The organism is Siccibacter colletis (assembly GCF_025914095.1).
Lineage (GTDB): Bacteria > Pseudomonadota > Gammaproteobacteria > Enterobacterales > Enterobacteriaceae > Siccibacter > Siccibacter colletis.
Window position 1 is genome coordinate 183,376 of sequence record NZ_CP074352.1, and the last position, 25,094, is coordinate 208,469.

A 25,094-nucleotide genomic window follows, 5' to 3' on the forward strand; every position below is an offset into this window, starting at 1 on the left:
CGAGCTGGCGCGAGTCAGCTCAAGCTTTTAACATTTTCGTTTCAAACGAGCATCACTCTTATTTCTGCTGCCTTTTTCGGGTGGTACTTTTAGCGCCCAGGCGAACAACCATAATCCGCGCCTGTGGAATTCCCTCTCAAGGACACCCCCTATGAAATTGTCGATTTTTAAAAGTCTCTATTTCCAGGTCCTGACCGCCATCGCTATTGGTATTCTCCTTGGCCACTACTACCCGGAACTGGGCGCTGCGATGAAACCGCTCGGTGACGGTTTCGTTAAGCTGATTAAAATGATTATCGCCCCGGTGATTTTCTGTACCGTGGTGACCGGCATTGCCGGCATGGAGAGCATGAAAGCGGTCGGGCGCACCGGTGCCGTCGCGCTGCTCTATTTTGAAATCGTCTCTACGCTGGCGCTGATCCTCGGTCTGGTGATCGTCAATATCGTTCAGCCGGGCGCGGGCATGAATGTCGATCCTGCGACGCTGGATGCCGGTGCGGTGGCGGTGTATGCCGAGCAGGCGAAGCAGCAGGGAATTGTCGCCTTCCTGCTGGACGTTATTCCGGCGAGCGTGATTGGGGCGTTTGCCAGCGGGAATATTCTGCAGGTACTGCTGTTCGCGGTGCTGTTTGGCTTCGCGCTGCATCGCCTCGGCCATAAAGGCCAGCTGATTTTCAACGTGATTGAGAGCTTCTCGCAGGTCATTTTTGGCATCATCAATATGATCATGCGCCTCGCGCCCATCGGCGCATTCGGGGCAATGGCGTTTACCATCGGTAAATATGGCGTCGGCTCGCTGGTACAGCTCGGCCAGCTGATCCTCTGCTTCTACCTCACCTGCATCCTGTTTATCGTGCTGGTGCTGGGCAGCATCGCGCGCGCCACCGGCTTCAGCATCTTTAAGTTCATCCGCTATATCAAAGAAGAGCTGCTGATCGTGCTGGGTACTTCCTCGTCGGAGTCGGTACTGCCACGTATGCTGGTGAAGATGGAAAAACTGGGCTGCCGCAAATCGGTGGTGGGGCTGGTGATCCCGACCGGCTACTCGTTCAACCTCGACGGTACTTCCATCTATCTGACAATGGCGGCGGTGTTTATCGCTCAGGCGACCAACAGCCACATGGACATCTTCCATCAGATCACGCTGCTGGTGGTGCTGCTGCTCTCTTCCAAAGGGGCGGCGGGGGTGACCGGCAGTGGCTTTATCGTGCTGGCGGCGACTATCTCGGCAGTGGGTCACCTGCCGGTGGCCGGGCTGGCGCTGATCCTCGGTATCGACCGCTTTATGTCCGAAGCGCGTGCGCTCACTAACCTGGTGGGGAATGGCGTGGCAACGGTAGTGGTATCGAAATGGGTGAAAGAGCTGGATGAAACGCAGCTCCAGGATACCCTTAATAATCGTACTGAGCGCACAGAAGCCCGCGAAATTTCCTCCTGATTTCATCATATTGCCCGCAGCCGCTTGCCCTGGCTGCGGGCTCCTGCGCATAATTGGCTTTATTTTTCGCTTCAACCGTCGATATATAACGTGCGTTACGCGACGTTCCCCGCAGTTTTTTCTCTGTCCGGCGCGACGTTTTAATGAATGCGCGGTCTAATCGATGTTGAAACGCTGATACAGACGAGCCGGCAGTGCGGTCGGTCGGCTGTTTGAATTATTTAACCAGGAATGTTTTCAGGGGTTCACATGCAGGGCACAACCATTCGACTTTTAGCAGGCAGTTTGCTGATGATGGCGGCAGTCGGTCATGTGCAGGCGGAAGCGCTCCAGCCCGATCCGGCATGGCAGGAAGGCGCGCTGGCTAACGGCCTGAAATGGCAGGTGCTGGCAACGCCGCAGCGCCCCGGCGATCGGATTGAGATCCGTCTGGTTGTGAACACTGGCTCCCTGCTTGAAAGCACGCAGCAAAGCGGCTTCAGCCACTTTATTCCCCGCCTGGCGATGACCCAGCCCGGTAGCCTCTCTGAGGTGCAGGCGCGCTCACTGTGGCAGCAGAGCGTCGATCCGAAACGTCCGTTGCCGCCTGCTATTGTCTCGTACAACTACACCCACTTTAATCTCAGCCTGCCAAACAACCGCACCGATCTGTTAAAAGAGTCGCTGTCATGGCTGGCGAGCAGCACCGGCAATCTGAATATCACCCCTGAAAGCGTAAACCAGGCGCTGGCCGCGCCGGAAAGCGTGGCGACCTGGCCTGTCGATACCAAAGACGCCTGGTGGCGCTATCGACTGAAAGGCTCGCCGCTGTTAGGGCACGACCCGGCCGAGGAGCTGAAGCAGCCGGTGGACGTTGAGCAGCTGAGCGCGTTTTACCAGAAGTGGTACACCCCGGATGCCATGACGCTCATCGTGGTGGGTAACGTTGACAGCCGCAGCGTGTCGGAGCAAATCAATAAAACCTTCGGCAGCCTGAAGGGAAAACGTGAAAGCCCGGCACCGATGCCGACGCTCTCACCACTGCCGCACGATGCGGTGGCTATTCTGACGGACGCAGTGCGTCAGGACCGATTGTCGATTATGTGGGATACCCCGTGGCAGCCGATCCGCGAATCCGCAGCGCTGGAACGCTACTGGCGTGCCGATCTGGCGCGCGAGGCGCTCTACTGGCACGTGCAGCAGAACCTCGGCAAGAACAACGTCAAAGATTTGCAGCTCGGGTTTGACTGTCGCGTGCTGTTCCAGCGCGCCCAGTGCGGCATCAACATGGATTCGCCGACCGACAAGCTGAACAACAACCTGGCGCTTATCGCCCGTGAGCTGGTCAACGTGCGTACCAACGGCCTGCAGCAGGAAGAGTTTGATGCGCTGATCGCGCAGAAAAACGTGGAGCTGCAGAAGCTGTTTGCCACCTACGCCCGTACCGACACCGATGTGCTGATCGGCCAGCGTCTGCGTTCCCTGCAAAATCAGGTGGTGGATATTGCGCCGGAGCAGTATCAGAAGCTGCGTAAAAAATTCCTCAGCGGTTTAACGCTGGAGATGCTGAACCAGGATCTGCGCCAGCAGCTCTCCCAGGAAAAAGCGCTGGTGCTGCTCCAGCCGGTGGGCGAGCCGGAGTACAACATGAAGGATTTGCAGGCGACCTGGGACGGGATTATGACGCCTGAGCCGCCGCAGCCGGCTAGCGTGGAAGAGCATCCGGAGGAGCACCCGGAAGAGGCGACGGAGACCCCGCCCGCACAGAACTAAAAAAAGCCCCTCGATGAGGGGCTTTTTACTGGGCACGTTGGGTGGGTAAGCGCACGCACTTCTGGATACGCTGGAGCCTGCCGTTACTGCGGCATTGCCTCACGCGGAATGATCGCCCCGCGATACTGGATCACGGTGCTGGCGGTCAGATGCCCGCGCGTTGCGGCATCTTCAGCGCTGCCGCCGGTCAGGCGCACCGCCAGATAACCGGCGCTGAAGGAATCGCCCGCTGCGGTGGTGTCGATTACCTTCTCCTTCGGCAGTTTCACCGCCGGCACCTCCAGCTTCTCATCACCCGTGACCGACACTATGCACGACTCCGCCCCGCGTTTGATCACCACTTCCGCCACGCCAGCGGCATGGGTGCGGGCAATCACGTCGTCTACCGGCTTTTCGCCCCACAGCGCGTCTTCGTCATCCAGCGTCAGGAAGGCGATATCGGTACAGGTCAGCACCTGCTGATACACCTGCTGCGTCTCTTCTTTGCTGGCCCACAGGCGCGGACGATAGTTGTTGTCAAAAATGACCTTGCCGCCGTTGGCGCGGCAGGCTTTCAGCAGGGCAATCAGACGCGTGCGGCTCTGCGGATTGAGGATCGCGAGGCTGATGCCGCTCAGGTAGAGATAGTCGTAGTGCGCCAGCTCCTCACAGATGGCTTCAGACTGCTCGCTTTCCAGCCAGAAGCGGGCCGCGGCTTCGTTACGCCAGTACCAGAAGGTGCGCTCGCCGCTGCTGTCGGTTTCGATGTAATACAGCCCCGGCAGACGGTTCTCCAGACGCTGTGTCAGATCGGTCTGCACGTTCTCGGCATGCCAGGCATCCAGCATTTGCTGGCTGAAGCTGTCCTCGCCCAGCGCCGTCACGTACTGCACTGCCAGCGCCGCGGCATCCACCTGACGAGCGATATAAACGGAAGTGTTAAGCGTGTCGCCGCCAAAGCCACGGCTAAGCTCGGTGCCTTTCTGCGACAGTTCGATCATGCATTCGCCGATCACGGCAATCTTCTTTTCAGACATAGTGGGGAACCTGACTAAAATATTGAGCGAGGAATCAGACTACTATATGTGAGCCAGGGTTTCTAAAACAGCGTTTCGAAAATTTATTGCGTTAAAGCGTGATCCAGCACAGTAACCGCGTCTTCCGGGCGGAACCAGGCCATGTTCGGGACTTAAAGTTCTCAGGGCGTGCGCCGATAACCTTATGACCATTCCAGGTAGTTCACAGGACACGCAGGGCGCTTAGCATGAATTTAATCCCCGTAACGCAGCGGCTGACTATGCCCGGGGCAAATATTGAAAGCCTCGAGGAGCTACGCTTCTGGCTTCAGTGTGTCCGGAATTATGCTTACCAGCCCATCTATAAAACTGATGGCCGTCTGATGGCCGTTGAGCTGCTGACTATCGTTACCCATCCGGATAACCCGTCGCAGCGCATTGCGCCAGACCGCTACTTCTCATCGGTACCGGTGCGCCACCGCGTGCTGGTGGTGGAGGAGCAGCTGCGGATGCTCACGTTGCGCAGCCACTTTTTCCTGCGCCACGGCATTCTGGCCTCGGTAAACGTTGACGGTCCGACGCTGCTGGCGATGCGCGGCCAGCCAAAGGTGAGCAAGCTGATTGAAAACCTGCCGTGGGTACGCTTTGAGCTGGTGGAGCACATCAGCCTGCCGCAGGATTCTACCTTTGCCTCGATCAGTGAGTTTGGCCCAATCTGGCTGGATGACTTCGGCACCGGCATGGCGAACTTCTCCGCGCTGAGCGAAGTGCGCTACGACTACATTAAAGTCGCGCGCGAACTGTTTATGATGCTGCGTAAGACCCCGGAAGGGCGCAATCTGTTTATTCTGCTGCTGCAGCTGATGAACCGCTACTGCCAGGGCGTCATTGTCGAAGGCGTCGAAACCGTAGAAGAGTGGCGCGATGTGCAGGTCTCCCCCGCACACGCTGCGCAGGGCTATTTCCTGTCGCGCCCGGTTCCGTTTGATAACCTGGAAAATGTCCTGATTAACCTTCTCTGAATGCCGTTTGCCTTTCCCTCAACTATCTTTACTGAAGGTAGTTAAATCAGGACGTAAAGGCATGACAAGAACAGGCAAGATAGCAGGCACCGTAACCGGGATTTTATTGTTGCTGGTCGTCATCATAGTTGTGGTGATTGCGACATTTGACTGGAACCGGCTCAAACCGACCATCAACCAGAAAGTCTCCGCTGAATTAAACCGGCCATTCGCCATTCGCGGCGACCTCGGCGTAGTCTGGGCGCGTCAGAAAGAGGAAACCGGCTGGCGCAGCTGGGTGCCGTGGCCGCACATTCACGCAGAAGACATTATTCTCGGCAACCCGCCGGACATCCCCGAAGTGACGATGGTGCATCTGCCGCGCGTGGAAGCGACCATCGCCCCGCTGGCGCTACTGACAAAAACGGTTTATCTGCCGTGGATTAAATTTGTTAAGCCCGATGCCAGGCTGATCCGCCTCGATGAGAAGCACAACAACTGGACCTTCGACCTGGCGGAAAGCGAGGAAAAAGATCCGAATCAGCAGCCGTCCTCCTGGTCCTTCCAGCTCGACAACATTCTCTTTGACCAGGGCCGTATTGCCGTAAATGACGACGTAAGCCGCGCCCAGCTGGAAATCTTTGTCGATCCGCTCGGCAAACCGCTGCCGTTCAATGAAGTTACCGGCAATGAAAAAGCCGACAGCAAAGTGGGTGATTACGTGTTTGGCCTGAAAGCGCAGGGGCGCTACAACGGCCAGCCGCTCACCGGCACCGGCAAAATCGGCGGGATGCTGGCGTTGAAGAATGAAAGTACGCCGTTCCCGGTACAGGCGGATTTCCGCTCCGGCAATACCCGCGTCGCTTTCAGCGGCACGGTGAATGACCCGATGAACATGGGCGGCGTGGATTTACGCCTGCTGTTCTCCGGCGATTCGCTGGGCGAGCTGTATGAACTGACCGGCGTGCTGCTGCCAGATACCCCGCCGTTCGAAACCAACGGCCGCCTGGTAGCGAAAATCGACAGCGATAAAGGCTCGGTGTTCGACTACCGCAACTTCAACGGCAAAATCGGCGACAGCGACATTCACGGTTCGCTGACCTACAGCCAGGGTAAACCGCGTCCGAAACTGGAAGGCGATCTGGTGTCGCGCCAGCTGCGCCTCGCCGATCTTGGCCCGCTGATTGGCGTGGACTCCGGTAAAGACGCGGAGCGAAGCAAAAACGCCGAAGCGAAAAAGGGCGAGAAGAGCAACCAGCCTGCGGACAAAGTGCTGCCGTATGACCGCTTCGAAACCGACAAGTGGGACGTGATGGACGCCGATGTGCGCTTCAAAGGCCAGCGCATCGAGCACAGCGCCAGCCTGCCGCTCAGCGATCTCACCACCCATATCATCCTGAAGAATGGCGACCTGCGCCTGGAGCCGCTGAAGTTCGGCATGGCGGGCGGCATTATCTCGTCCACCATTCATCTTGAAGGCGATAAAAAACCGATGCAGGGCAGTGCCAATATTCAGGCCCGTAAGCTCAAGCTTAAGCAGCTGATGCCGGATGTGGAACTGATGCAGAAAACCCTCGGTGAAATGAATGGCGATGCGGAGATCCGCGGTACCGGTAACTCGGTTGCGGCGCTGCTGGGCAACGGCAACGGCAATATTAAGCTGCTGATGAACGACGGGCTTATCAGCCGCAACCTGATGGAAATTCTCGGGTTGAACGTGGGTAACTTCGTGGTCGGGCAGATCTTTGGCGATGATGAGGTGCGGGTGAACTGCGCGGCGGCGAACCTCAATCTGCAAAACGGCGTGGCGCGTCCGCAGATTTTTGCGTTTGATACCGAAAACGCGCTGATCAACATCACCGGCACTGCCAGCTTCGCCTCCGAGCAGCTTGATTTAACCATCGACCCGGAAAGTAAGGGCGTGCGTATCGTGACGCTGCGCTCCCCGCTCTACGTGCGCGGCTCGTTTAACGACCCGCAGTACGGCGTAAAAGCCGGGCCGCTGATCGCCCGTGGTGCTGTAGCCGCTGCCCTCGGTGCGCTGGTTACGCCCGCCGCCGCGCTGCTGGCGCTCATCTCGCCGTCGGAAGGCCAGGAGAACCAGTGCCAGACCATTCTGTCGCAGATGAAGCGCTGATAGTGAAACGCTAAAGTCATAAAAAAGGCGGCTGCATGATGCAGTCGCCTTTTTTGTAGGGCGGGTAAGCGTAGCGCACCCGCCGTAGAGCGATCAGAGCGCTTTATCGCTGGTTTCGTGAGTCAGCAGCAAAGCGATCAGCGTCAGGGCCGCCATAGCCGCGAGGTAGATCCCCACGTAGAACAGCCCGTAGTGCGACTGCAGCCAGGTGGCGATGTACGGTGCCACTGACGCGCCGAGAATGGACGAGACGTTATAGGAGAACGACGCACCGGTATAGCGCACTTCGGTCGGGAACAGCTCCGGCAGCAGCGCGCCCATCGGGCCAAACGTCAGTCCCATCAGGCTCAGACCAATCAGCAGATACGCCATGATCAGCCCTTCGTTGCCGGAACCCAACAGCGGTGGGAAGACAAACAGCGCAAAGATGATGATGAGTGAGGTAATGGTAATCATGCTTTTGCGGCGGCCAAAGCGATCCGCCAGCACGCCAGCGATGGGCACCATCACGCCAAAACCAATCACCGCCATCATCAGCATCCACAGCACGTCGTTACGCGGCAGGCCCAGGCCGGCCGGTGCAGCCGCGGTGCTGTAGGTCATGCTGTAGACGGTCATGATGTAGAACAGCGTATAGGTCGCCAGCATGATAAAGGTACCAAGCACGGTAACGCGCACGTGCTTCGTCAGCAGCGTCCCCATCGGTACTTTGACCTGCTTCTTCGCCTTCGCAATCTTCGCGAATACCGGGGTTTCATGCAGCGATACGCGGACATAAAGGCCGATCAGCACCAGCACGGCGGAGAAGATAAAGGGTACGCGCCAGCCCCAGCTCATGAACTGCTCGTCGGTCAGCAGCCACGAGAGCAGCAGGAAGGTGCCGTTGGCAAAGAAGAAACCAATCGGCGCGCCGAGCTGCGGGAAGGAGCCGTACAGCGCACGTTTGCCGCGCGGCGCGTTTTCGGTGGCTAACAGCGCCGCGCCGCCCCATTCCCCGCCAAGACCCAGACCCTGACCAAAACGGGCCAGCGCCAGCAGCATAGGGGCGAAAATACCGATCGTTTCATAGCCCGGCAGCAGGCCGATCAGCACCGTGGAAATCCCCATCGTCAGCAGCGAGGCGACCAGCGTCACCTTGCGTCCAACGCGATCCCCGAAGTGACCAAAGACCGCCGAACCAATCGGACGCGCCACAAAGGCGATAGCGAAGGTTGCCAGCGACTGCAGGGTAGCTGCGGTCGGGTCGCCCTGCGGGAAGAAGATATGTGGGAAGACGATTACCGCCGCGGTGGCATAGATATAGAAATCGAAAAACTCGATTGCTGTGCCCATTAGCGAAGCGATCAACACCTTGCTGCGTGAATTAGCCGGCGTGCTGTCGTGTTCGTTGTCGAGTGTGGTGGTGGCGGTTGCTTGCATAGACTTTTCTTATATTTTGACGATCGAAAAGCCATATTAGGCATAGCAAAAGCGACATTTCAATGTGTAACAAATCCCGCGGCTGGTCAAAAAACACCCTGAAAGTGGATAATTTTCGTGCCTGCAAAATAGCATCTATGAAATGCTTCACAGATTTTATATTTCAGTGGATAACACCAGGTTTTGGTTAAATAAAAGTTACGGGCTGGATTTATCTGCTGGAAGTGGTCTGGCGGACCGTAAAAGCGACCAGTTTTGCGGCCCGCCAGCGGATTAACGGTGTGCTTTACCCGGCATTTGCGGGTCGTCCTTATACTGCGCGGTGGCGATCCAGGCGGCGCAGAACAGCGTCAGGCGGGCGAAGAAGTAGAAGAATGCCATCAGGCCCAGTACCGAACCGAATGCCGCCCCGGACGGGGAAGACACCAGCGATGGCAGGGTGTAGGTCATGATGATTTTGATCACCTCAAAGCCAATCGCGGCCAGCAGCGTACCGCGCATCAGCGCTTTTTTACGCGGGCGATGGCGCGGCAGACGCCAGAAGATCCAGAAGAACAGCAGATAGTTGGCACAGATGGAGATAGCCAGGCCCAGCACGCGCCACAGCGGTTTCAGCCATTCGATATTATCCAGCCACAGCGCCGAGATAATCAGATGCTGGGCGGCGCCCGACACGGAGGTGATGGTCAGGGTAATGATCAGCGCCACCAGCAGACCAATCAGCGAGATAAAATCGCGCAGGTATTTCATCCAGAACTTCTCTTTGTCCTGATCGGTGCGCTCGAACACCTCACGCGACTGGGCGCGGATCGCTTCGCGCAGGTTGCCCATCCAGTTCACGCCCGAGTAGAGCGCCACCAGCAGACCGACAATCCCTACCGTGGTGCGCTGCTGGATGGCGGTGCTGATGGTGCTTTTCAGGGTGTTGGCCAGCGTCGGGTCGCTGACGTTGCTGAGGATTTTATTGAAGATGTCCTGCAGCAGCGTCGGGTGCGAGGCGAGGATAAAACCCGCCGCCGCGAACGACACCATCAGGATGGGAATCATCGATAAAAACGAGAAATAGGTGATAGCCGCGCCGAACTGGTTACCCAGCCGATCGTTAAAGCGCTCGGTGGCGCGCAGGAAGTGCGCCACGACCGGCCAGCGCTCAATTTTCTTTACGGTATCGGTAGCGGTTTCAATCACGCCCTGAGGCGGGCGGTTCGGTTCACTGGCCCGCTCTTCTTCTGAGGTGCGGGTATCAAGTTGAGCGACGGGTTTGTAATCGAGATCCTGCGTCGGGCGTTTTTCGTTTTCGGGGGTCATCCGGTCCCTGTTCCTTCTTTTTTGGTGCGTTTTGTAAAGTATAGACCGCTACGGGTCGACGTAATCCTTCATCGCGTCGGTCAGCCACTCCATGAACAGATGGACGCGGCGCGACAGGTTGCGCCGGTGCGGGTAAATCAGCGAAACCGGCATCGGTTCGGCGCGATACTGCGGCAGGATCTCCACCATGGTTCCGCTACGCAGCGCCTCACGCACCCCGGTGCGCGGCACCTGAATAATGCCGAGCCCGGCCAGACAGGCGGCATGATAGGTTTCAGTGCTGTTAACCGTCAGCACGCCGCCGGTTTTCACCCAGCGCGTCTCGTTATTGCTGAAGATCTCAAAGCCCTGCGGGCGCACGCCGAGGTTGAGCGCATAGTGCACCAGCGCGTGCGAGGCCAGATCGTCCGGCGTCTGCGGGTAGCCGAAGCGCTCCAGATAGCCGGGGCTGGCGCAGTTGATGACGGTCAGCTTACCGAGCGGGCGCGCCACCAGCCCGGAATCCCGCAGCGTGCCGACACGCACCACGCAGTCAAAGCCTTCGCGCACCACGTCCACCATCCGGTCGCTACTGCTGAGTTCCAGTTCAATACCGGGATACTGCTGCAAAAAGGCCGGCAGGCGGGGAATGAGCACATTCTTTGCGACAGCCACCGAGGTATCCACGCGCAGCCGCCCGCTGATGCTGGCGGGATCGTGAAGAAACAGCCCGTCCAGCTCGTCGAGATTAGCGAGCAGATCCCGGGCGCGTTCGTAGTAAACCATGCCGTCCTGGGTGAGCTGCACCCGTCGGGTGGTGCGGTGGAGCAGGCGCGTACCGAGGTGCGTTTCCAGCGCCTGGATCTGGCGCGATACGCTACCTTTAGGAAGGCCGAGGGTGTCTGCCGCACGGGAAAAACTCTCCAGTTCGGCGACCCGCACGAAAAGCTGCATTGCGTGAATTTTATCCATCGTTTCACCGGATTGTTGTCAGAAATGAAACAGTGATGCTCATCAGGCTGCCTTTATTGATTTTGTATCAGCTAATAAGCTCATCAGCAATCATCACAACACCAAAAACGAGGTTTCTATGTCACAACGTATCGCAATCGTAACGGGTGGAAGTCGCGGTTTAGGGAAAAACGCAGCGCTGAAGCTGGCGGAACGTGGAACCGGGGTCATCATTACCTGGAACAGCCGCGAGCAGGAAGCCAGGGACGTTGTTCGCGAACTGGAGCTAAAAGGCGTTAAGGCGGCAGCTTTAAAACTGAACGTCGCCGAAAGTGCAGGATTCAGTGATTTCGTACAGCGTGTGAAGGAGACGCTGAAAGAGGTGTGGCAGCGCGACAGCTTTGATTATTTACTGAACAACGCCGGGATCGGTATCAATACACCGTTTGAACAGACCAGCGAGCAGCAGTTTGACGAGCTGGTAAACATTCATGTTAAAGGCCCGTTCTTCCTGACCCAGCAGCTGCTGCCGTTGATGAAAGATGGTGGACGTATTCTCAACGTCTCCTCCGGGCTGGCACGTTTTGCCCTGCCGGGATACAGCGCCTACGCCGCGATGAAAGGGGCGATGGAAGTGCTGACGCGTTATCAGGCGAAAGAGCTGGGCGCGCGCGGGATTTCGGTCAACATCATTGCGCCAGGCGCTATTGAAACCGACTTTGGCGGTGGGATGGTACGCGACAATCATCAGGTGAATCAGCATATTGCCTCCCAGACCGCGCTGGGGCGGGTGGGCCTGCCGGATGACATCGGCAACGCGATGGCCGCGCTGTTAAGCGATGAGCTGGCGTGGATGAATGCGCAGCGCGTGGAAGTGTCAGGCGGGATGTTTATCTGAAAACAGGGGATACAAGGGCGACCTTGTATCCCGTTTCATTACTGTTTCTGGAAGTGGGTGACGCGTACCTGAGGCGGCTGGTGTTTTTTATCCAGCGAACCGCTGAAGCGCACCAGATCGTCCGGGCTGAACTGTTTGCCCTGGAAGACGGCTTCGGGGATCATCACGTCGATTTCGCCGGTCCGGTCCTGGAAGCGATACACATCGTTGCCCAGTTTTTTGGTGATGTTACCGTGCAGGGTGACCGTGGCGCCGTCATGCATGGTTTTCGCATGCTCAACGTTCATGGTGCGGGCATCTTCGATGCCGCGATAGCCATCATCCAGCTTGTGGGGCGGCGGCGGCGCTTTGTCTTCCTGCAGGCCGGGTTTATCTTCAGCCAGCGCGGGAGAGGACACGCACAGCGCCAGTAGCGAGGCAAGAATCGCTTTTTTCATAAAGACTCCTTATGCATTGGCGTAGCTTTAAGCCTGGCACAAAGCACGGAACAGCGACCGGTTTTGAGAACAGTCCGGCGCTAAAAATGTCAGCGAAACTCGTGTCTTAGCAGACCAAACAGCCAGTCATCATGCCATTTTTCATGCAGCCACCAGCTCTCCCGCAGCGTACCTTCCTGCCGAAAACCGATTTTTATCAACAGATTACGTGAAGCCTCATTGCCTGCCGTGACGGTGGCGCTGAGCTTGCGTATCCCGCCTTCGCGAAAGGCGTAGCGGCACACCGCGCGCAGGGATTCATAGCCGTACCCCAGCCCCTGCCAGGCTGGGTCGAGCAGAAACCCCACTTCCGCCAGATCGCTGTCGCGGTGAATATAACCGGTGACCCCCACCGGCGAGCCGCTCTCTTTATCGCGCATCAGCAGGCACAACCAGTGCGCCGCACCCGGTTGCCAGGGCGGCAGACGGGTGGTGAACGCCTCGCGGATAAAGGTTTCCGGCAGCGGATCGGCAATAAACTGCATTACTGCCGGGTTCTGCTGGAGTTGCAAAAAGAACGGCCAGTCGTCGGCGGTGATTTGCTGATAGGTCAGGCGGTCGGAGTCGGGTAGTTGCATGGTGTGCTCCTGAATTTTTCTGCCAGATGTAGCCTGAAATCCACCGCTGCGCCAGCACTTTATCAGGCAGATTGATTAGCATCGCTGGGGAATTGCGAGAAACGCGCGACCAAAGCGAAATTGCCTGGTGTGTAATGCCAAAAGCACGCGGCTTGTGCGTAAAAGCACTGATTTATCGGCTCTTTTGATTGTGTCACTGTTCTTTATTATTGGTTCAGCTATGTTTTATGCGCCGTCATTAGCGGCAAAAAAATCAGTAACAACAGCAGCGGGGCAATCCCGCGCGGGCCACCGGCCCGGGTTTTTTATCGACAGGATAATCATGACGCGTTCTGCACAGCCGTTGGTTCGTGTGAATTTCGAGATCTGCCTCGGCATTATTCGCCAGGCAGCGGTTGAGATTTTGATGCTGCTTAATATTCACGCTGCGGAAGGCAAAGATCCGCGCTGGTTTCTGGAGCAGCTGGAAGTGGCACGCCTGAACCTCGGCAACTGGGCCGCGGTGGCGCGCCGTCTCAACCTCAACGATGCGGAAATGTCGCAGTTCACCATTCAATTGCGCCACCTGCAGCAGCAGGTGCCGGGCTATGAGAGCGGGCAGGACGTCAGCACCAATCAGATGATCGCCGCGCTGCGCTTTGTCTCTACGCTGGAGCAGCTTAAAGAAAAGCAGCCGCTGCTGCACTACAGCACCGCGCTGGATAGCCACGCCGATGCGCCGCAGCAGGACGCGAAAAAGCAGATCCGCGCTCTGGAATTGATGATGCGTGGCCTTATCAACCGCGCATGGCCGGATCAGTCCCAGCTGCTACACCACCTGAAAACGCTGTTTGGCGCGGATAAGGTGCGGCGCTGGGTCAAAATGTCCGAGAAGGGCGACGTACTGAGCGGCATGTTGTTCAGCGAACTGGCGCTGCTGCTGGTGGATAAAAAAGAGTACGCCCGTCACTACGCCGGTATTTTTCAGAGCGCGGCCTCGCTGGGATTTCTTATCGAACCACGTAAAACCCTGCAGGCGTTTCTCGACGACGTGCGTCAGTATCGCAACGCGTTACTCAGCGAGCAGCCGCTCACCCTGACCCAGACCACGCTGCTCGACAGCTATTTCGATGAGATCGCCTCCCCGGTGCAGCGCGCTTACAGCGAGGGGCGCACCAGCGTTAATCCCGCTGCGCTGCTGGCGGTGGATGACAGCGCCCTCACCGAATTTCTCGACTATGCCCGCCAGAAGAATGACATGGTTGGCGGCGACATTTTTGACGTACGCAGCGGCATCGACCGTCCAGAAAAAATCAATGCTCGCAGCAAAGAGGAGCGTCGCCAGCTGATCTATGGCGCGCTGTGGGGCGCGGTAGGCATTGTCGTTATCACCATTGCCATCGGTGCGCTGATGATCGCCGGGGAAGCGACCACTCCGCCAGCACCCGCCACGACGAAAAATATCCTCAGTGCGGAGGCCAGCTCTCAGCACACTAACACCACCAACGCCCGTGACGTGCTGGCCAGTATGGGTATTCGCTGGGACGAAAACAGCCTGCGTTCAGCCATTGAGCGCGACGACAGCAAGGTCGCGCGTCTGTTTTTACAGGGTGGCATGGAGTGGAAAGTCTCCTGGACCGAGCAGGTGCTGGCGAATGATAACAATCAGACGCTTACCATGCTGCTCAACTATCGCCCGCAGATGAATGAGCTGAAGCCGTGCCGGCGCATGATCACCACGATTGGCCACGCGATGGCCCAGGGCGAAACGCTGAACGCGCTGCGTAAGCAGTATCTGCGCGCCTTCTGTACCACACCCGCCGTGGTAAAGCGGCAGAAACATGAGATGGAGCTGGCCCAGCAGCGCGAGCTGGCTGGCGGCGACATCGAGAAGAAGTGGGCCGGCATTCAAAAAGCGATCTACCGGGTGATTGAATAGCGGGGCGCTGGCCCCGCCCGTAACGATTACTCGTGCGGTTGCAGATGGATCTGGGCGTCGTGCTTCATCACGTGGGTTTTTATCGCGGCCTGGAACACCTTAAACATCACGCCGTTGATGAAGGTCGCCAGCGTCAGGGTGACAAACGCCGTCATGATCCAGTCAATCACCACCACGCCGCTTTGCAGCAGCAGCGGATGGTAGACCAGCATGCCGGCAAACACGACCCAGTGACTCATGCAGTAGAAGCAGTGAAACAGATGACCCAGCATCGCGTTCTTCTTCGCGGTCCAGGCGCGCAGCGGGGCAAAAAGTTCGGTCTGGGTAATGGTCATGGAGATACTGCTGGAAGCCAGCGCAATAAGGATGCACTCCGGCAGGGCTGAAGCAAGTGCGGTTACCATGGGGCTTTTCCTTCTCTGTCAAAATAACCAATGAATTCATCGCTGATATCCTGCAGGGTCAGGGCTTTGAACCTGTCGAGGATCAGCGTCTCCGCGGCCAGCAGCGTGCCGTCCATCGCCCGGTTCACCCCTTTTTCGATAAGACAGGCGGGATTGTCGTTGCGATTGCCGATGGCAAACAGCGAGGGCGAACCCAGCGCAGCGTAAATTTCATACAGCGTGATGCTGTTTATCGGGCGGCACAGCTTCCAGCCGCCGTGATGACCTTTGATTGAACACACGATGTTGTTTTCCCGCAGGCCCGCAAGGATCTTGCGAATGAACGCCGGATTGCTGTCGGTGAAGGCTGACATCTGTTCAGAGGTCAGCAGCGTGCCCGCCTTCTCAAGGTGCAGAAGGAGATGCAGGGTGACGGAGAATGAGTTATTTGATTTCATGTAATTTAAAATATTACATGAGTTGGACGCGCGCAAGATCTTTTCTGGGGAGTGTGAGCAGAACGTAACAGGCAAAAAAAGCCCCTCGGCGAGGGGCTTGATAATTAGCGCATGGTGACAAACTCTTCTGCGGCGGTAGGGTGTATCGCCACGGTGTTGTCGAAGTCTTTCTTGGTGGCACCCATTTTCAGCGCCACCGCGAAGCCCTGCAGCATCTCGTCCATTCCGGCACCGATGCCGTGGATACCAACGATTTTTTCCTCTTTACCCACGCACACCAGCTTCATGCGGCACGGCTGGCGATGGGAGGTAACGGCGGTGTACATCGCGGTGAATGACGAGCGATAGATCTTCACGTTGTCATCGCCGTACTGCTCGCGCGCCTGAGGTTCAGTCAGGCCAACGGTACCGATCGGCGGGTGGCTGAAGACCACGGTCGGAACGTTGCTGTAGTCCAGATGCTCTTCCGGCTTGTTGTTGAACAGGCGCTCTGAGAGGCGGCGACCCGCAGCAACCGCCACCGGCGTCAGCTCAACGGCGCCGGTATTGTCGCCCACAGCATAGATGCCAGGTACGTTAGTATTCTGGAATTTATCGACGACGATGTAGCCTTTTTCGTTCGTTTTTACCCCGGTAACTTCCAGGTTAAAGGTGTCCGTCGCTGGCTCGCGGCCAATGGCCCACACCAGGCAATCCACGGTAAAGGTGCGATCGTCTTCCAGCGTCAGGGTCAGGCTGCCATCGCTGTTTTTCACCACCGATTTCGGCGTCGCTTCGGTTTGCAGCGTCGGGCCTTCCGCCATCATCACTTCTTTCAGGGTCTCGGAAAGCATCGGATCGAAGCTGCGCAGCGGCGAGTGTTTACGCACAAACAGATGCGTTTCGGCACCCAGCGCATTCACCACGCCCGCCAGTTCGACAGCGATATAGCCGGCACCCACGACCGCGACGCGCTTCGGCAGCGCTGGCAGCTCAAAGAAGCCGTCGGAGTCGATACCGTATTCGGCACCCGGAATATCCGGATGGCTCGGACGCCCGCCGGTGGCGATCAGGATATGGTCGGCGGTGATGGTTTCCCCGTTGACTTCCACGGTATGGGCATCCACGAAACGAGCGAAGCCGCGGATCACATCGACGCGGTTTTTACTCAGGCCCGTTTCATAAGAGGCGTGAATACGATCGATGTAGGCGCTGCGGCTGGCGACCAGCTTGCTCCAGTCAAAATTATTGACGGTGGTATCGAAGCCGTAGTCCGGGCCGTAGAGGTGAATCGCCTCGGCGATCTGCGCAGCGTGCCACATCACTTTCTTCGGGACGCACCCGACGTTCACGCAGGTGCCGCCAAGCTCTTTGGCTTCAATCAGCGCGCATTTTTGCCCGTACATCGCCGCACGGTTGATGGAGGCGATGCCGCCGCTGCCGCCACCAATGGCGATGTAGTCGTAATGTCTGGTCATGGCCGTTACCTTGATTTGCGTCGAAACAGTAAGCGTAGTGTAAGCGCAGCGGGCCGGAATGTCGGCACGCTGGCATCTATGATTGCAATCAGCACCCTTATTCCGGTACCACCCAGTTCAGCGTGGTATGCCCGGTACCCGACGGGACCAGTGCTTTATGCAGCCACGGCAGGACCGTTGTCATCTGCTGCTCCAGCTTCCACGGTGGGTTGATAACGATCATGCCGGAGGCGGTCATGCCGCGCTGATCGCTGTCCGGACGCACCGCCAGTTCAATCTGCAAAATGCGGCGAATACCGGTAGCTTCGAGATCTTTCAGCAGGCGCTTGATCTGCGCGCGCAGCACCACCGGATACCACAGCGCGTAGGTGCCAGTGGCAAAGCGTTTGTAGCCTTCGCTGATACCCTGCACCACCGCCTGGTAATCGCTTTTGATTTCATACGGCGGGTCGATGAGGATCAGACCGCGACGCGACGGCGGCGGCAGTTTAGCTTTCAGCTGCTGGTAGCCGTCGGCACGCTCAACGCGGGCGCGACTGTCTTTCTGGAATTCACCGCGCAGCAGCGGGAAATCGCTCGGGTGCAGTTCGGTCAGTTGCAGGCTGTCCTGCTCGCGCAGCAGCTGGCGCGCAATCAGCGGCGAGCCCGGGTAGTAGCGCAGCTGGCCGCTGCGGTTGAAGTGCGTGACCGCGCCAATATAGGCTTCCAGCTCGGCAGGCAGATCGTCGCGCTGCCAGATGCGGGCGATGCCTTCCAGATACTCACCGGTGCGCTCGGCATGTTCGCTGCTCAGCTGATAACGCCCCGCGCCCGCGTGCGTGTCCAGGTAGAGAAAGGGTTTATCTTTCTCTTTTAACGATTCGATAATCAGGCTCTGGACGGTGTGTTTGAGCACGTCGGCGTGGTTGCCAGCGTGGAAGCTGTGGCGGTAACTAAGCATGGCGGGAAGAATTCCGAAGTTGATACAGGTTATTCGACAGTTTACCGCAGTTCGCGATGGATTACCGCCTCAGGCGTGCGCCGGCCTGACGGCAAGCCGCGCTACAGGCTAAAGAGGGTCAGTTTACGCACCTGAGCATTCGGGTTGGCACGCCGCACGGCGGCAAGAAACTCACTGAAGTTGCGATTGAAAAAGGTGAAGTTGTGCAGGAAGCGCGCCTGATGCGTGTCGCCGTCGATGCACCAGCTCACCGACCAGACGGAACGGTTGTTAATCTGGGTGCTTTCCCGCACCACGGCGGTAATCGCCGCGAGCGGCACCGTCGTTTCGCCCGTTTCCCGAATCTGATAAAAGTTGAGGTCATCAAAATAGTAGTCAGCAGCGTAGCTGCGACTGCTGCCAAAAATGCGCAGCATCGTCGATGCCGTGGAAATTTTTTTCTTGCGACCCGAGGCTTCAACCTGAGCGGTACGCTGGCGTGAAAGATTGCGCTGTCGGTAAGGCAGAATGAAAAACACCATGACAATGAAGATAATTAGCATCGCCGGAAATACGTATTCCAGAAGAACATTGACCATCTTGTTAAGCTGCACAGCAGGTTGGACACCGGCACAGAATGAACCCACTTTCCTGACAGCGCAATACGCACAGTTGCGTACCGCCTGCCATTGAAATTCACTACACTTAACCCCATGCTAAGACGCACAGGCAAAGCGCTGGAACGCGCGCTACATTCACCCTATTCGACAGGACTGCGCTTATGACCAATCCATTACTCACGCCGTTTGAACTGCCGCCGTTTTCCGCCATTAAACCCGAGCACGTGGTGCCTGCCGTTACAAAGGCGCTGGAAGACTGCCGCGCGCAGGTAGAAGCCGTGGTCGCCAGCGGCGCGCCGTACTCCTGGGAAACGCTGTGTCAGCCGCTGGCGGAAGTAGACGATCGTCTGGGACGCATCTTTTCACCGGTCAGCCACCTGAATTCCGTGCAGAACAGCCCCGAGCTGCGTGAAGCCTATGAGCAGACGCTGCCGCTGCTGTCTGAGTACAGCACCTGGGTCGGGCAGAACGAAGGCCTGTATCAGGCCTACCGCGACCTGCGTGACGGTGAAAACTACAACAAACTCGATACTGCACAGAAAAAAGCAGTGGATAACGCGCTGCGCGACTTCGAGCTGTCGGGCATCGGTCTGCCGCCGGAAAAACAGAAGCGCTACGGCGAAATCGCTGCGCGCCTGTCCGAGCTGGGCTCCACCTACAGCAACAACGTGCTCGATGCCACCATGGGCTGGACGAAGCTGATTACCGACGAAGCGGAGCTGGCCGGTATGCCGGAGAGCGCGCTGGCGGCGGCCAAAGCCCAGGCGGAAGCCAAACAGCAGGAAGGCTATCTGCTGACCCTCGACATCCCGAGCTATCTGCCGGTGATGACCTACTGCGACAACCAGCCGCTGCGTGAAGAGATGTATCGCGCTTACAGCACCCGCGCATCCGATCAGGGGCCGAACGCCGGTAAGTGGGACAACAGCCCGGTGATGGAAGAGATCCTCGCCCTGCGCCACGAGCTGGCGCAGCTACTGGGCTTTGACAGCTATGCCCATAAGTCTCTCGCCACTAAAATGGCGGAGCATCCGCAGCAGGTGCTCGATTTCTTAACCGATCTGGCGAAACGCGCCCGTCCGCAGGGCGAGCAGGAGCTGGCCCAGCTGCGCGACTTTGCGAAGCAGGCCTTCGGTGTGGATGAGCTGCAGCCGTGGGACATCGCGTACTACAGCGAAAAACAGAAGCAGCACCTCTACAGCATCAGCGATGAGCAGCTGCGCCCCTACTTCCCGGAACAGAAAGCGGTCAACGGCCTGTTTGAAGTGGTGAAGCGCATCTACGGCATCACCGCTAAAGAGCGCAAGGATATCGACGTCTGGCACCCGGACGTGCGTTTCTTTGAGCTTTACGACGAGAGCGGTGAGCTGCGCGGTAGCTTCTACCTCGACCTGTACGCCCGCGAACACAAGCGCGGCGGTGCCTGGATGGATGACTGCGTGGGGCAGATGCGTCTGGCAGACGGCTCACTGCAGAAGCCGGTGGCTTATCTTACCTGTAACTTCAACCGTCCGGTGCAGGGCAAACCGGCGCTGTTCACCCACGATGAAGTGATCACCCTGTTCCACGAGTTCGGTCACGGGCTGCACCACATGCTGACCCGCATCGAAACCCCGGGCGTTGCCGGGATCAGCGGTGTGCCGTGGGATGCCGTGGAGCTGCCGAGCCAGTTTATGGAGAACTGGTGCTGGGAGCCGGACGCGCTGGCGTTTATCTCCGGCCACTACGAGACGGGCGAACCGCTGCCGCAGGCGCTGCTTGATAAAATGCTGGCGGCGAAAAACTACCAGGCGGCGATGTTTATCCTGCGCCAGCTGGAGTTCGGGCTGTTTGATTTCCGCCTGCATGCTGAGTTCACCCCGGAACAGGGCGCGAAAATTCTTGATACCCTGGCGGAAATCAAGAAACAGGTTGCCGTGATGCCGGGTCCGTCATGGGGCCGCTTCCCGCACGCTTTCAGCCACATCTTTGCGGGCGGTTACGCGGCGGGTTACTACAGCTATCTGTGGGCCGACGTACTGGCAGCAGATGCTTATTCCCGCTTTGAGGAAGAGGGCATCTTCAACCGCGAAACCGGCCAGTCGTTCCTCGATAACATCCTGACCCGCGGCGGTTCCGAGGAGCCGATGGAGCTGTTTAAACGCTTCCGCGGCCGTGAACCGCAGCTGGATGCGATGCTGGATCACTACGGCATCAAGGGCTGAGCATTCGCGTGAACATCTGTTTAATTGATGAATCAGGCGCCGGAGACGGCGCCTTATCTGTTCTTGCGGCCCGCTGGGCGCTGGAGCATGACGCAGACAACCCGATGGCGCTGGTGTTAACGCCCTCCCATCTTGAACTGCGCAAGCGCGACGAACCTAAGCTTGGCGGCATCTATGTGGACTTTGTCGATGGCGCAATGGCGCACCGGCGCAAGTTTGGCGGCGGACGCGGCGAGGCGGTGGCGAAGGCCGTGGGCGTTAAGGGCAGCAATCTGCCGGATGTGGTCGATGCGACCGCAGGCCTGGGGCGCGATGCCTTTGTGTTAGCTTCTGTCGGTTGCCGGGTGCGGATGCTGGAGCGTAACCCGGTGGTCGCCGCCTTGCTGGATGACGGGCTGCGGCGCGGGTATGAGGACACGGAAATCGGTCCGTGGCTGCGCGAGCGGCTGACGCTGATCCACGCCTCCAGCCTGACGGCGCTGACCGACATTACCCCGCGCCCGCAGGTGGTTTATCTGGACCCCATGTTTCCCCACAAGCAGAAAAGCGCGCTGGTGAAAAAAGAGATGCGGGTGTTTCAGTCGCTGGTAGGGCCGGATGAGGATGCCGACGGTTTGCTCGAACCCGCACGCCAGTTAGCAACGAAGCGCGTAGTGGTAAAACGCCCGGACTACGCGCCGCCGCTGGCGGAGGTGGCAACACCGAACGCAGTGGTCACCAAAGGACACCGGTTTGATATTTACGCGGGAACGGCGGAGTAGCCAGAACTTTTGCGAGTGACTGTCAGGGATATTGTTGGCGTGAGTGCACCACGCTGATGATCCTTATACATTCGTTTCGCACCTGATAAACCACAATGTAGTTTGGATGCGCAATCACTTCCCGTGTCCCGTCTACTCTGCCTGCGCGGAACATATAAGGATGTTCTGCCGCCGGCAGGATCGCGGCGTCAATTTGCTGTAAAAGTGATTCAGCGGCGTAAGGATTTTCCAGGGCAATAAAAGAAATTAGCGTAAACAAATCCGTTTTAGCTTCTTCAGTCCATTGAATCGGGAGCATCAGGCCAGTTTCCTCTTGGCTTTTATCTCATCGATGATCTTCCGCGCTCCACCGATGACGTCATCATGCGACGAGACTGCGTGAGTACTATGCATTGCCGCATCGACTTTTTCCCGATACCAGCGGTCGTAGCTTTCAGCTTGTTCCTGCGTTTCGAACTCGGACACAAGCGGCGAGAGATTTTTTGTCATAGCGACCTCATACCTGCTTCATTTTTAATCATTATAGCGTTTGCGTTTTACTGAACCAAGCCTGGTAAAAGGATGAAAAAAAACCGCGGCGTGAGCCGCGGTTTATCAGGTGGTTTACGCTGACAGCGTTACGCCTCTTCTTCGTCGCGCAGCGGCACAATCAGCATATCGATGTGCACGGTGTTGATCAGCTGGCGCGCGGAGGACATCAGCTTGCTCCAGAAATCCTGATGATGGCCGCAGACCACCAGATCGACGTCGTATTTCTTGATGGCGTCAACCAGGACCTGACCAAGATCGCCGCTGCCGCTCAGGGTTTCGGTAATCGGATAGCCCGCGTTGGTGGAGAGTTCGGTGAGCGCATGGTGCGTCTCTTCAGAGATACGCTTCTGCATGTCGCCCAGGTTGACGTCGATAAGACCGGTATAAAGATCGGAGTAGTTCACATCAACATGAATCAGGGAGATTTTCGCGTTATAAGGGCGAGCCATTGAGACCGCTTTCTCAACCAGCACTTTGCTTTCTGGCGACAGGTCTACTGCGATAAGAATGTGTTGGTAAGCCATAGTGTTACTCCTTCCATAAGTTTTCGATGACCAGAGGAAACGAATAGCGCGTTTGCTGAGCTATTCTCCTTGCCCGCGTCCTGCGTACCACATCGCGCGAACGTCATAACGTAAGGACTTAAATTGTAGAAGATATTTCTACCTTATAGCGCGGCTGTCCGTCCGTCAATTCCGGCCCTCTTGCCCAGGTTAGCGCGACTACATCGTCATTACCTTGATAAGCGTTAACGTTGTGGTAAAAAAATTAACGGATCTCCTACACTATTTAATAAGCCGCTCGGGTAAATAAATGTGAACCCGCTCGACTTTCTGATTTCATTAACGGTCTGGGTAGGGGCGCGTGTCCTGGGGCAACGCGCTGTGGGTGAAAGCCGGGGAGGACATATGATCAGCACTGTCGCGCTGTTCTGGGCTTTATGCATTGTTTGTGTAGTGAATATGGTGCGTTACTACTCATCGCTACGCGCCCTGTTAGTTGTGTTACGCGGGTGCGATCCCTTGCTGTACCAGTATGTCGATGGCGGCGGCTTTTTTACCTCTCACGGTCAGCCCAGCAAACAGGTACGCCTGGTGCGCTATATCTATGCCCAGCGCTACCTTGATCATCACGATGATGAATTTATTCGCCGCTGTGAGCGCGTACGCCGGCAGTTTTTGCTCACCAGCGCCCTGTGTGGGCTGGTGGTGGTGAGTCTGGTTGCGTTAATGATCTGGCATTAGGCAAAAAAAAGCGGGTCCGAAGACCCGCTTATTCTTACCGTACCTTGCTGCTTAGATGAACTGCAGCGAAATCCAGTACAGCAGACCGGAAAGCCCAATCGAGGCTGGCAGGGTGAAGACCCAGGCCATCAGAATGTTAGTCACGGTTTTACGCTGTAAACCGCCGCCGTCCACAATCATCGTCCCCGCCACGGAGGAAGAAAGCACGTGGGTGGTGGAAACCGGCATCCCGGTGTAGCTGGCAACCCCGATAGACACTGCGGCCGTCATCTGCGCCGACATACCCTGTGCGTAGGTCATGCCTTTCTTACCGATTTTCTCACCGATGGTGGTGGCAACACGACGCCAGCCGATCATGGTGCCGATACCCAGTGCCAGGGCGACCGCCATAATGATCCAGATTGGCGCATATTCGATGGTGTTCAGCAGGTCACCTTTCAGTTTCTTCAGGTAACGCTGATCTTCCGCCGAAGTGCCGTCCAGCTTCGCGACTTTATCCGAGGTATCCGCGATACACAGCATGATGCGACGCAGCTGGCTGCGCTGCTCCACGCTCAGCTTGTCGTAGCTGTCGTGGTTAGCCAGCAGCGTTTTAGCGCGCTCCAGGGCAACAAACGCCCGGCTCGGGTCGCAGTGGAATTCACGCGTCGTGGTAGTCGCCACCGTCTGTTCCGGCGTCGGGATGACAGGGTCGAGGCCGGTAGCCTGTTTCAGCACGCCAGGATGCTGCTGGAACCAGGTTTCGAGGTTGTTCACTGCGTCACGGGTACGAGTAATGTCGTAGCCCGTGGCGTTCATGTTAACCACGAAGCCCGCCGGCGCGACGCCGATCAGGACCAGCATAATCAGGCCGATGCCTTTCTGCCCGTCGTTCGCACCGTGTGAGAAACTCACGCCGATAGCAGACAGGATCAGGGCGATGCGGGTCCAGAACGGCGGTTTTTTCTTACCGTCTTTCTTTTCACGCTCGGCAGGGGTCAGGTGAATACGGGCGCGTTTTTTCGTGCCGCTCCAGTAGCGACGCAGAATAAACACCAGCCCGCCAGCAAACACCAGACCGACAATCGGAGAGATAATCAGTGAGCCAAAGATATTGATGACTTTTGGAATGTTCAGCGCATCCACCACCGATGTGCCGGTCATCAGCGCATTGGTTAATCCAATGCCGATAATCGCGCCAATCAGGGTGTGGGAGCTGGACGCCGGAAGCCCGAAGTACCAGGTGCCGAGGTTCCAGATGATCGCCGCCAGCAGCATCGAGAACACCATGGCGAGGCCATGAGCGGAACTGACGTTAAGCAGCAGATCGGTAGGGAGCATATGCACAATGGCATAAGCGACGCTTAAACCCCCAAGCAGTACGCCGAGGAAGTTGAACACCGCAGCCATCACGACTGCCAGTTGCGAGCGCATTGCCCGGGTGTAGATCACAGTTGCTACTGCGTTCGCCGTATCATGGAAGCCGTTAATCGCTTCATAAAACAGAACAAATGCCAGAGCAAGCAACAATAACAACCCGGTATGGAGATCCAGGCCGGCAAACAAATGTAGCATAGGACGTTACGCCATTTTGAGGTCATGAACGCGGCGCATTATCCAGGACAAACGTCGCGCGGGCAAAGTGAAATATAGACTTTTTTTGACGATACGATGACAGCTGTCAAAAG

General features: G+C 57.5%; 24 protein-coding genes. 9 read left to right on the top strand and 15 right to left on the bottom strand.

Annotated elements, in window-relative coordinates:
* The first annotated feature begins 151 nt into the window (after positions 1 to 151).
* On the top strand, positions 152 to 1,438 hold the full coding sequence (locus KFZ77_RS00880) for a dicarboxylate/amino acid:cation symporter (protein WP_031521969.1): 1,287 nt from the start codon (positions 152 to 154) through the stop codon (positions 1,436 to 1,438).
* 249 nt (positions 1,439 to 1,687) lie between these two features.
* Positions 1,688 to 3,190 carry a M16 family metallopeptidase gene (locus KFZ77_RS00885; protein ID WP_264385206.1) on the top strand — a complete coding sequence of 501 codons (1,503 nt, stop codon included), beginning with the start codon at positions 1,688 to 1,690 and terminating at the stop codon, positions 3,188 to 3,190.
* Between the two features lie 83 nt (positions 3,191 to 3,273).
* On the opposite strand, the gene kdgK is transcribed toward KFZ77_RS00885, so the two are convergent.
* Positions 3,274 to 4,206 (bottom strand): 2-dehydro-3-deoxygluconokinase, encoded by a 933-nt coding sequence (kdgK, locus tag KFZ77_RS00890; protein ID WP_264385207.1) that lies wholly within the window; start codon positions 4,204 to 4,206, stop codon positions 3,274 to 3,276.
* A 227-nt stretch (positions 4,207 to 4,433) separates the two neighbouring features.
* Here kdgK and pdeH point away from each other — a divergent pair, with 227 nt between their 5' ends.
* On the top strand, positions 4,434 to 5,207 hold the full coding sequence (pdeH, locus tag KFZ77_RS00895; RefSeq protein ID WP_031521963.1) for a cyclic-guanylate-specific phosphodiesterase: 774 nt from the start codon (positions 4,434 to 4,436) through the stop codon (positions 5,205 to 5,207).
* 61 nt (positions 5,208 to 5,268) lie between these two features.
* On the top strand, positions 5,269 to 7,323 hold the full coding sequence (locus tag KFZ77_RS00900) for an AsmA family protein (RefSeq protein ID WP_264385208.1): 2,055 nt from the start codon (positions 5,269 to 5,271) through the stop codon (positions 7,321 to 7,323).
* 93 nt (positions 7,324 to 7,416) lie between these two features.
* On the opposite strand, the gene KFZ77_RS00905 is transcribed toward KFZ77_RS00900, so the two are convergent.
* The 3 genes from KFZ77_RS00905 to KFZ77_RS00915 form a co-directional block, all read right to left on the bottom strand.
* Positions 7,417 to 8,742, bottom strand: a complete 1,326-nt coding sequence (locus tag KFZ77_RS00905; RefSeq protein WP_264385209.1) for an MFS transporter — start codon at positions 8,740 to 8,742, stop codon at positions 7,417 to 7,419.
* Between the two features lie 273 nt (positions 8,743 to 9,015).
* Entirely contained in the window at positions 9,016 to 10,050 is a 1,035-nt protein-coding gene (yhjD, locus tag KFZ77_RS00910; protein WP_031521958.1) for an inner membrane protein YhjD, read from the bottom strand.
* Positions 10,051 to 10,098: 48 nt separating this feature from the next.
* Complete coding sequence (locus KFZ77_RS00915) at positions 10,099 to 11,001, bottom strand: LysR family transcriptional regulator (protein ID WP_264385210.1); 903 nt, start codon at positions 10,999 to 11,001, stop codon at positions 10,099 to 10,101.
* Between the two features lie 118 nt (positions 11,002 to 11,119).
* On the opposite strand from KFZ77_RS00915, the gene KFZ77_RS00920 reads away from it, so the two are divergent.
* A complete protein-coding gene (locus KFZ77_RS00920; protein ID WP_031521955.1) occupies positions 11,120 to 11,878 on the top strand; it encodes an SDR family NAD(P)-dependent oxidoreductase in 759 nt (252 codons plus the stop codon).
* Between the two features lie 38 nt (positions 11,879 to 11,916).
* Here the strand turns inward: KFZ77_RS00920 and KFZ77_RS00925 are convergent, their stop codons facing one another.
* Both KFZ77_RS00925 and KFZ77_RS00930 read right to left on the bottom strand, forming a co-directional pair.
* Positions 11,917 to 12,315, bottom strand: coding sequence for a YdeI family stress tolerance OB fold protein (locus KFZ77_RS00925; protein ID WP_031521954.1), 399 nt, complete (start codon positions 12,313 to 12,315; stop codon positions 11,917 to 11,919).
* An 89-nt stretch (positions 12,316 to 12,404) separates the two neighbouring features.
* Positions 12,405 to 12,932 carry a GNAT family N-acetyltransferase gene (locus tag KFZ77_RS00930; RefSeq protein ID WP_031521952.1) on the bottom strand — a complete coding sequence of 176 codons (528 nt, stop codon included), beginning with the start codon at positions 12,930 to 12,932 and terminating at the stop codon, positions 12,405 to 12,407.
* Between the two features lie 322 nt (positions 12,933 to 13,254).
* On the opposite strand from KFZ77_RS00930, the gene KFZ77_RS00935 reads away from it, so the two are divergent.
* Entirely contained in the window at positions 13,255 to 14,850 is a 1,596-nt protein-coding gene (locus tag KFZ77_RS00935; protein ID WP_264385211.1) for an STY4199 family HEPN domain-containing protein, read from the top strand.
* Between the two features lie 26 nt (positions 14,851 to 14,876).
* On the opposite strand, the gene KFZ77_RS00940 is transcribed toward KFZ77_RS00935, so the two are convergent.
* From KFZ77_RS00940 to KFZ77_RS00960, 5 genes are all read right to left on the bottom strand, one after another.
* Positions 14,877 to 15,254, bottom strand: a complete 378-nt coding sequence (locus KFZ77_RS00940) for a DUF1360 domain-containing protein (protein ID WP_264385212.1) — start codon at positions 15,252 to 15,254, stop codon at positions 14,877 to 14,879.
* Positions 15,248 to 15,691 carry an RrF2 family transcriptional regulator gene (locus KFZ77_RS00945; RefSeq protein WP_264385213.1) on the bottom strand — a complete coding sequence of 148 codons (444 nt, stop codon included), beginning with the start codon at positions 15,689 to 15,691 and terminating at the stop codon, positions 15,248 to 15,250. Before KFZ77_RS00945 ends, KFZ77_RS00940 begins: the two co-directional genes overlap by 7 nt.
* Positions 15,692 to 15,795: 104 nt before the next feature.
* Positions 15,796 to 17,148 carry a glutathione-disulfide reductase gene (gene gorA / locus KFZ77_RS00950; protein ID WP_264385214.1) on the bottom strand — a complete coding sequence of 451 codons (1,353 nt, stop codon included), beginning with the start codon at positions 17,146 to 17,148 and terminating at the stop codon, positions 15,796 to 15,798.
* Positions 17,149 to 17,245: 97 nt separating this feature from the next.
* Positions 17,246 to 18,088: a 23S rRNA (adenine(2030)-N(6))-methyltransferase RlmJ gene (locus KFZ77_RS00955; RefSeq protein ID WP_031521943.1), complete on the bottom strand. Its 843-nt coding sequence runs from the start codon at positions 18,086 to 18,088 to the stop codon at positions 17,246 to 17,248.
* A gap of 101 nt (positions 18,089 to 18,189) precedes the next feature.
* Positions 18,190 to 18,666, bottom strand: coding sequence for a hypothetical protein (locus KFZ77_RS00960; RefSeq protein WP_264385215.1), 477 nt, complete (start codon positions 18,664 to 18,666; stop codon positions 18,190 to 18,192).
* A gap of 182 nt (positions 18,667 to 18,848) precedes the next feature.
* Between KFZ77_RS00960 and prlC the strand changes: the two genes are divergently transcribed.
* Both prlC and rsmJ read left to right on the top strand, forming a co-directional pair.
* Positions 18,849 to 20,891 (top strand): oligopeptidase A, encoded by a 2,043-nt coding sequence (prlC, locus tag KFZ77_RS00965; protein WP_264385216.1) that lies wholly within the window; start codon positions 18,849 to 18,851, stop codon positions 20,889 to 20,891.
* An 8-nt stretch (positions 20,892 to 20,899) separates the two neighbouring features.
* Positions 20,900 to 21,652, top strand: a complete 753-nt coding sequence (gene rsmJ, locus KFZ77_RS00970; RefSeq protein WP_264385217.1) for a 16S rRNA (guanine(1516)-N(2))-methyltransferase RsmJ — start codon at positions 20,900 to 20,902, stop codon at positions 21,650 to 21,652.
* Positions 21,653 to 21,674: 22 nt separating this feature from the next.
* On the opposite strand, the gene KFZ77_RS00975 is transcribed toward rsmJ, so the two are convergent.
* The 3 genes from KFZ77_RS00975 to uspA form a co-directional block, all read right to left on the bottom strand.
* Complete coding sequence (locus KFZ77_RS00975) at positions 21,675 to 21,950, bottom strand: type II toxin-antitoxin system RelE/ParE family toxin (protein ID WP_264385218.1); 276 nt, start codon at positions 21,948 to 21,950, stop codon at positions 21,675 to 21,677.
* Positions 21,950 to 22,141, bottom strand: a complete 192-nt coding sequence (relB, locus tag KFZ77_RS00980) for a type II toxin-antitoxin system RelB family antitoxin (RefSeq protein WP_264385219.1) — start codon at positions 22,139 to 22,141, stop codon at positions 21,950 to 21,952. Before relB ends, KFZ77_RS00975 begins: the two co-directional genes overlap by 1 nt.
* Positions 22,142 to 22,269: 128 nt before the next feature.
* Complete coding sequence (uspA, locus tag KFZ77_RS00985; RefSeq protein ID WP_031521937.1) at positions 22,270 to 22,707, bottom strand: universal stress protein UspA; 438 nt, start codon at positions 22,705 to 22,707, stop codon at positions 22,270 to 22,272.
* 384 nt (positions 22,708 to 23,091) lie between these two features.
* On the opposite strand from uspA, the gene uspB reads away from it, so the two are divergent.
* On the top strand, positions 23,092 to 23,427 hold the full coding sequence (gene uspB, locus KFZ77_RS00990; RefSeq protein WP_031521936.1) for a universal stress protein UspB: 336 nt from the start codon (positions 23,092 to 23,094) through the stop codon (positions 23,425 to 23,427).
* A 51-nt stretch (positions 23,428 to 23,478) separates the two neighbouring features.
* Here the strand turns inward: uspB and pitA are convergent, their stop codons facing one another.
* Entirely contained in the window at positions 23,479 to 24,981 is a 1,503-nt protein-coding gene (gene pitA / locus KFZ77_RS00995) for an inorganic phosphate transporter PitA (protein ID WP_031521935.1), read from the bottom strand.
* Positions 24,982 to 25,094: the final 113 nt, after the last annotated feature.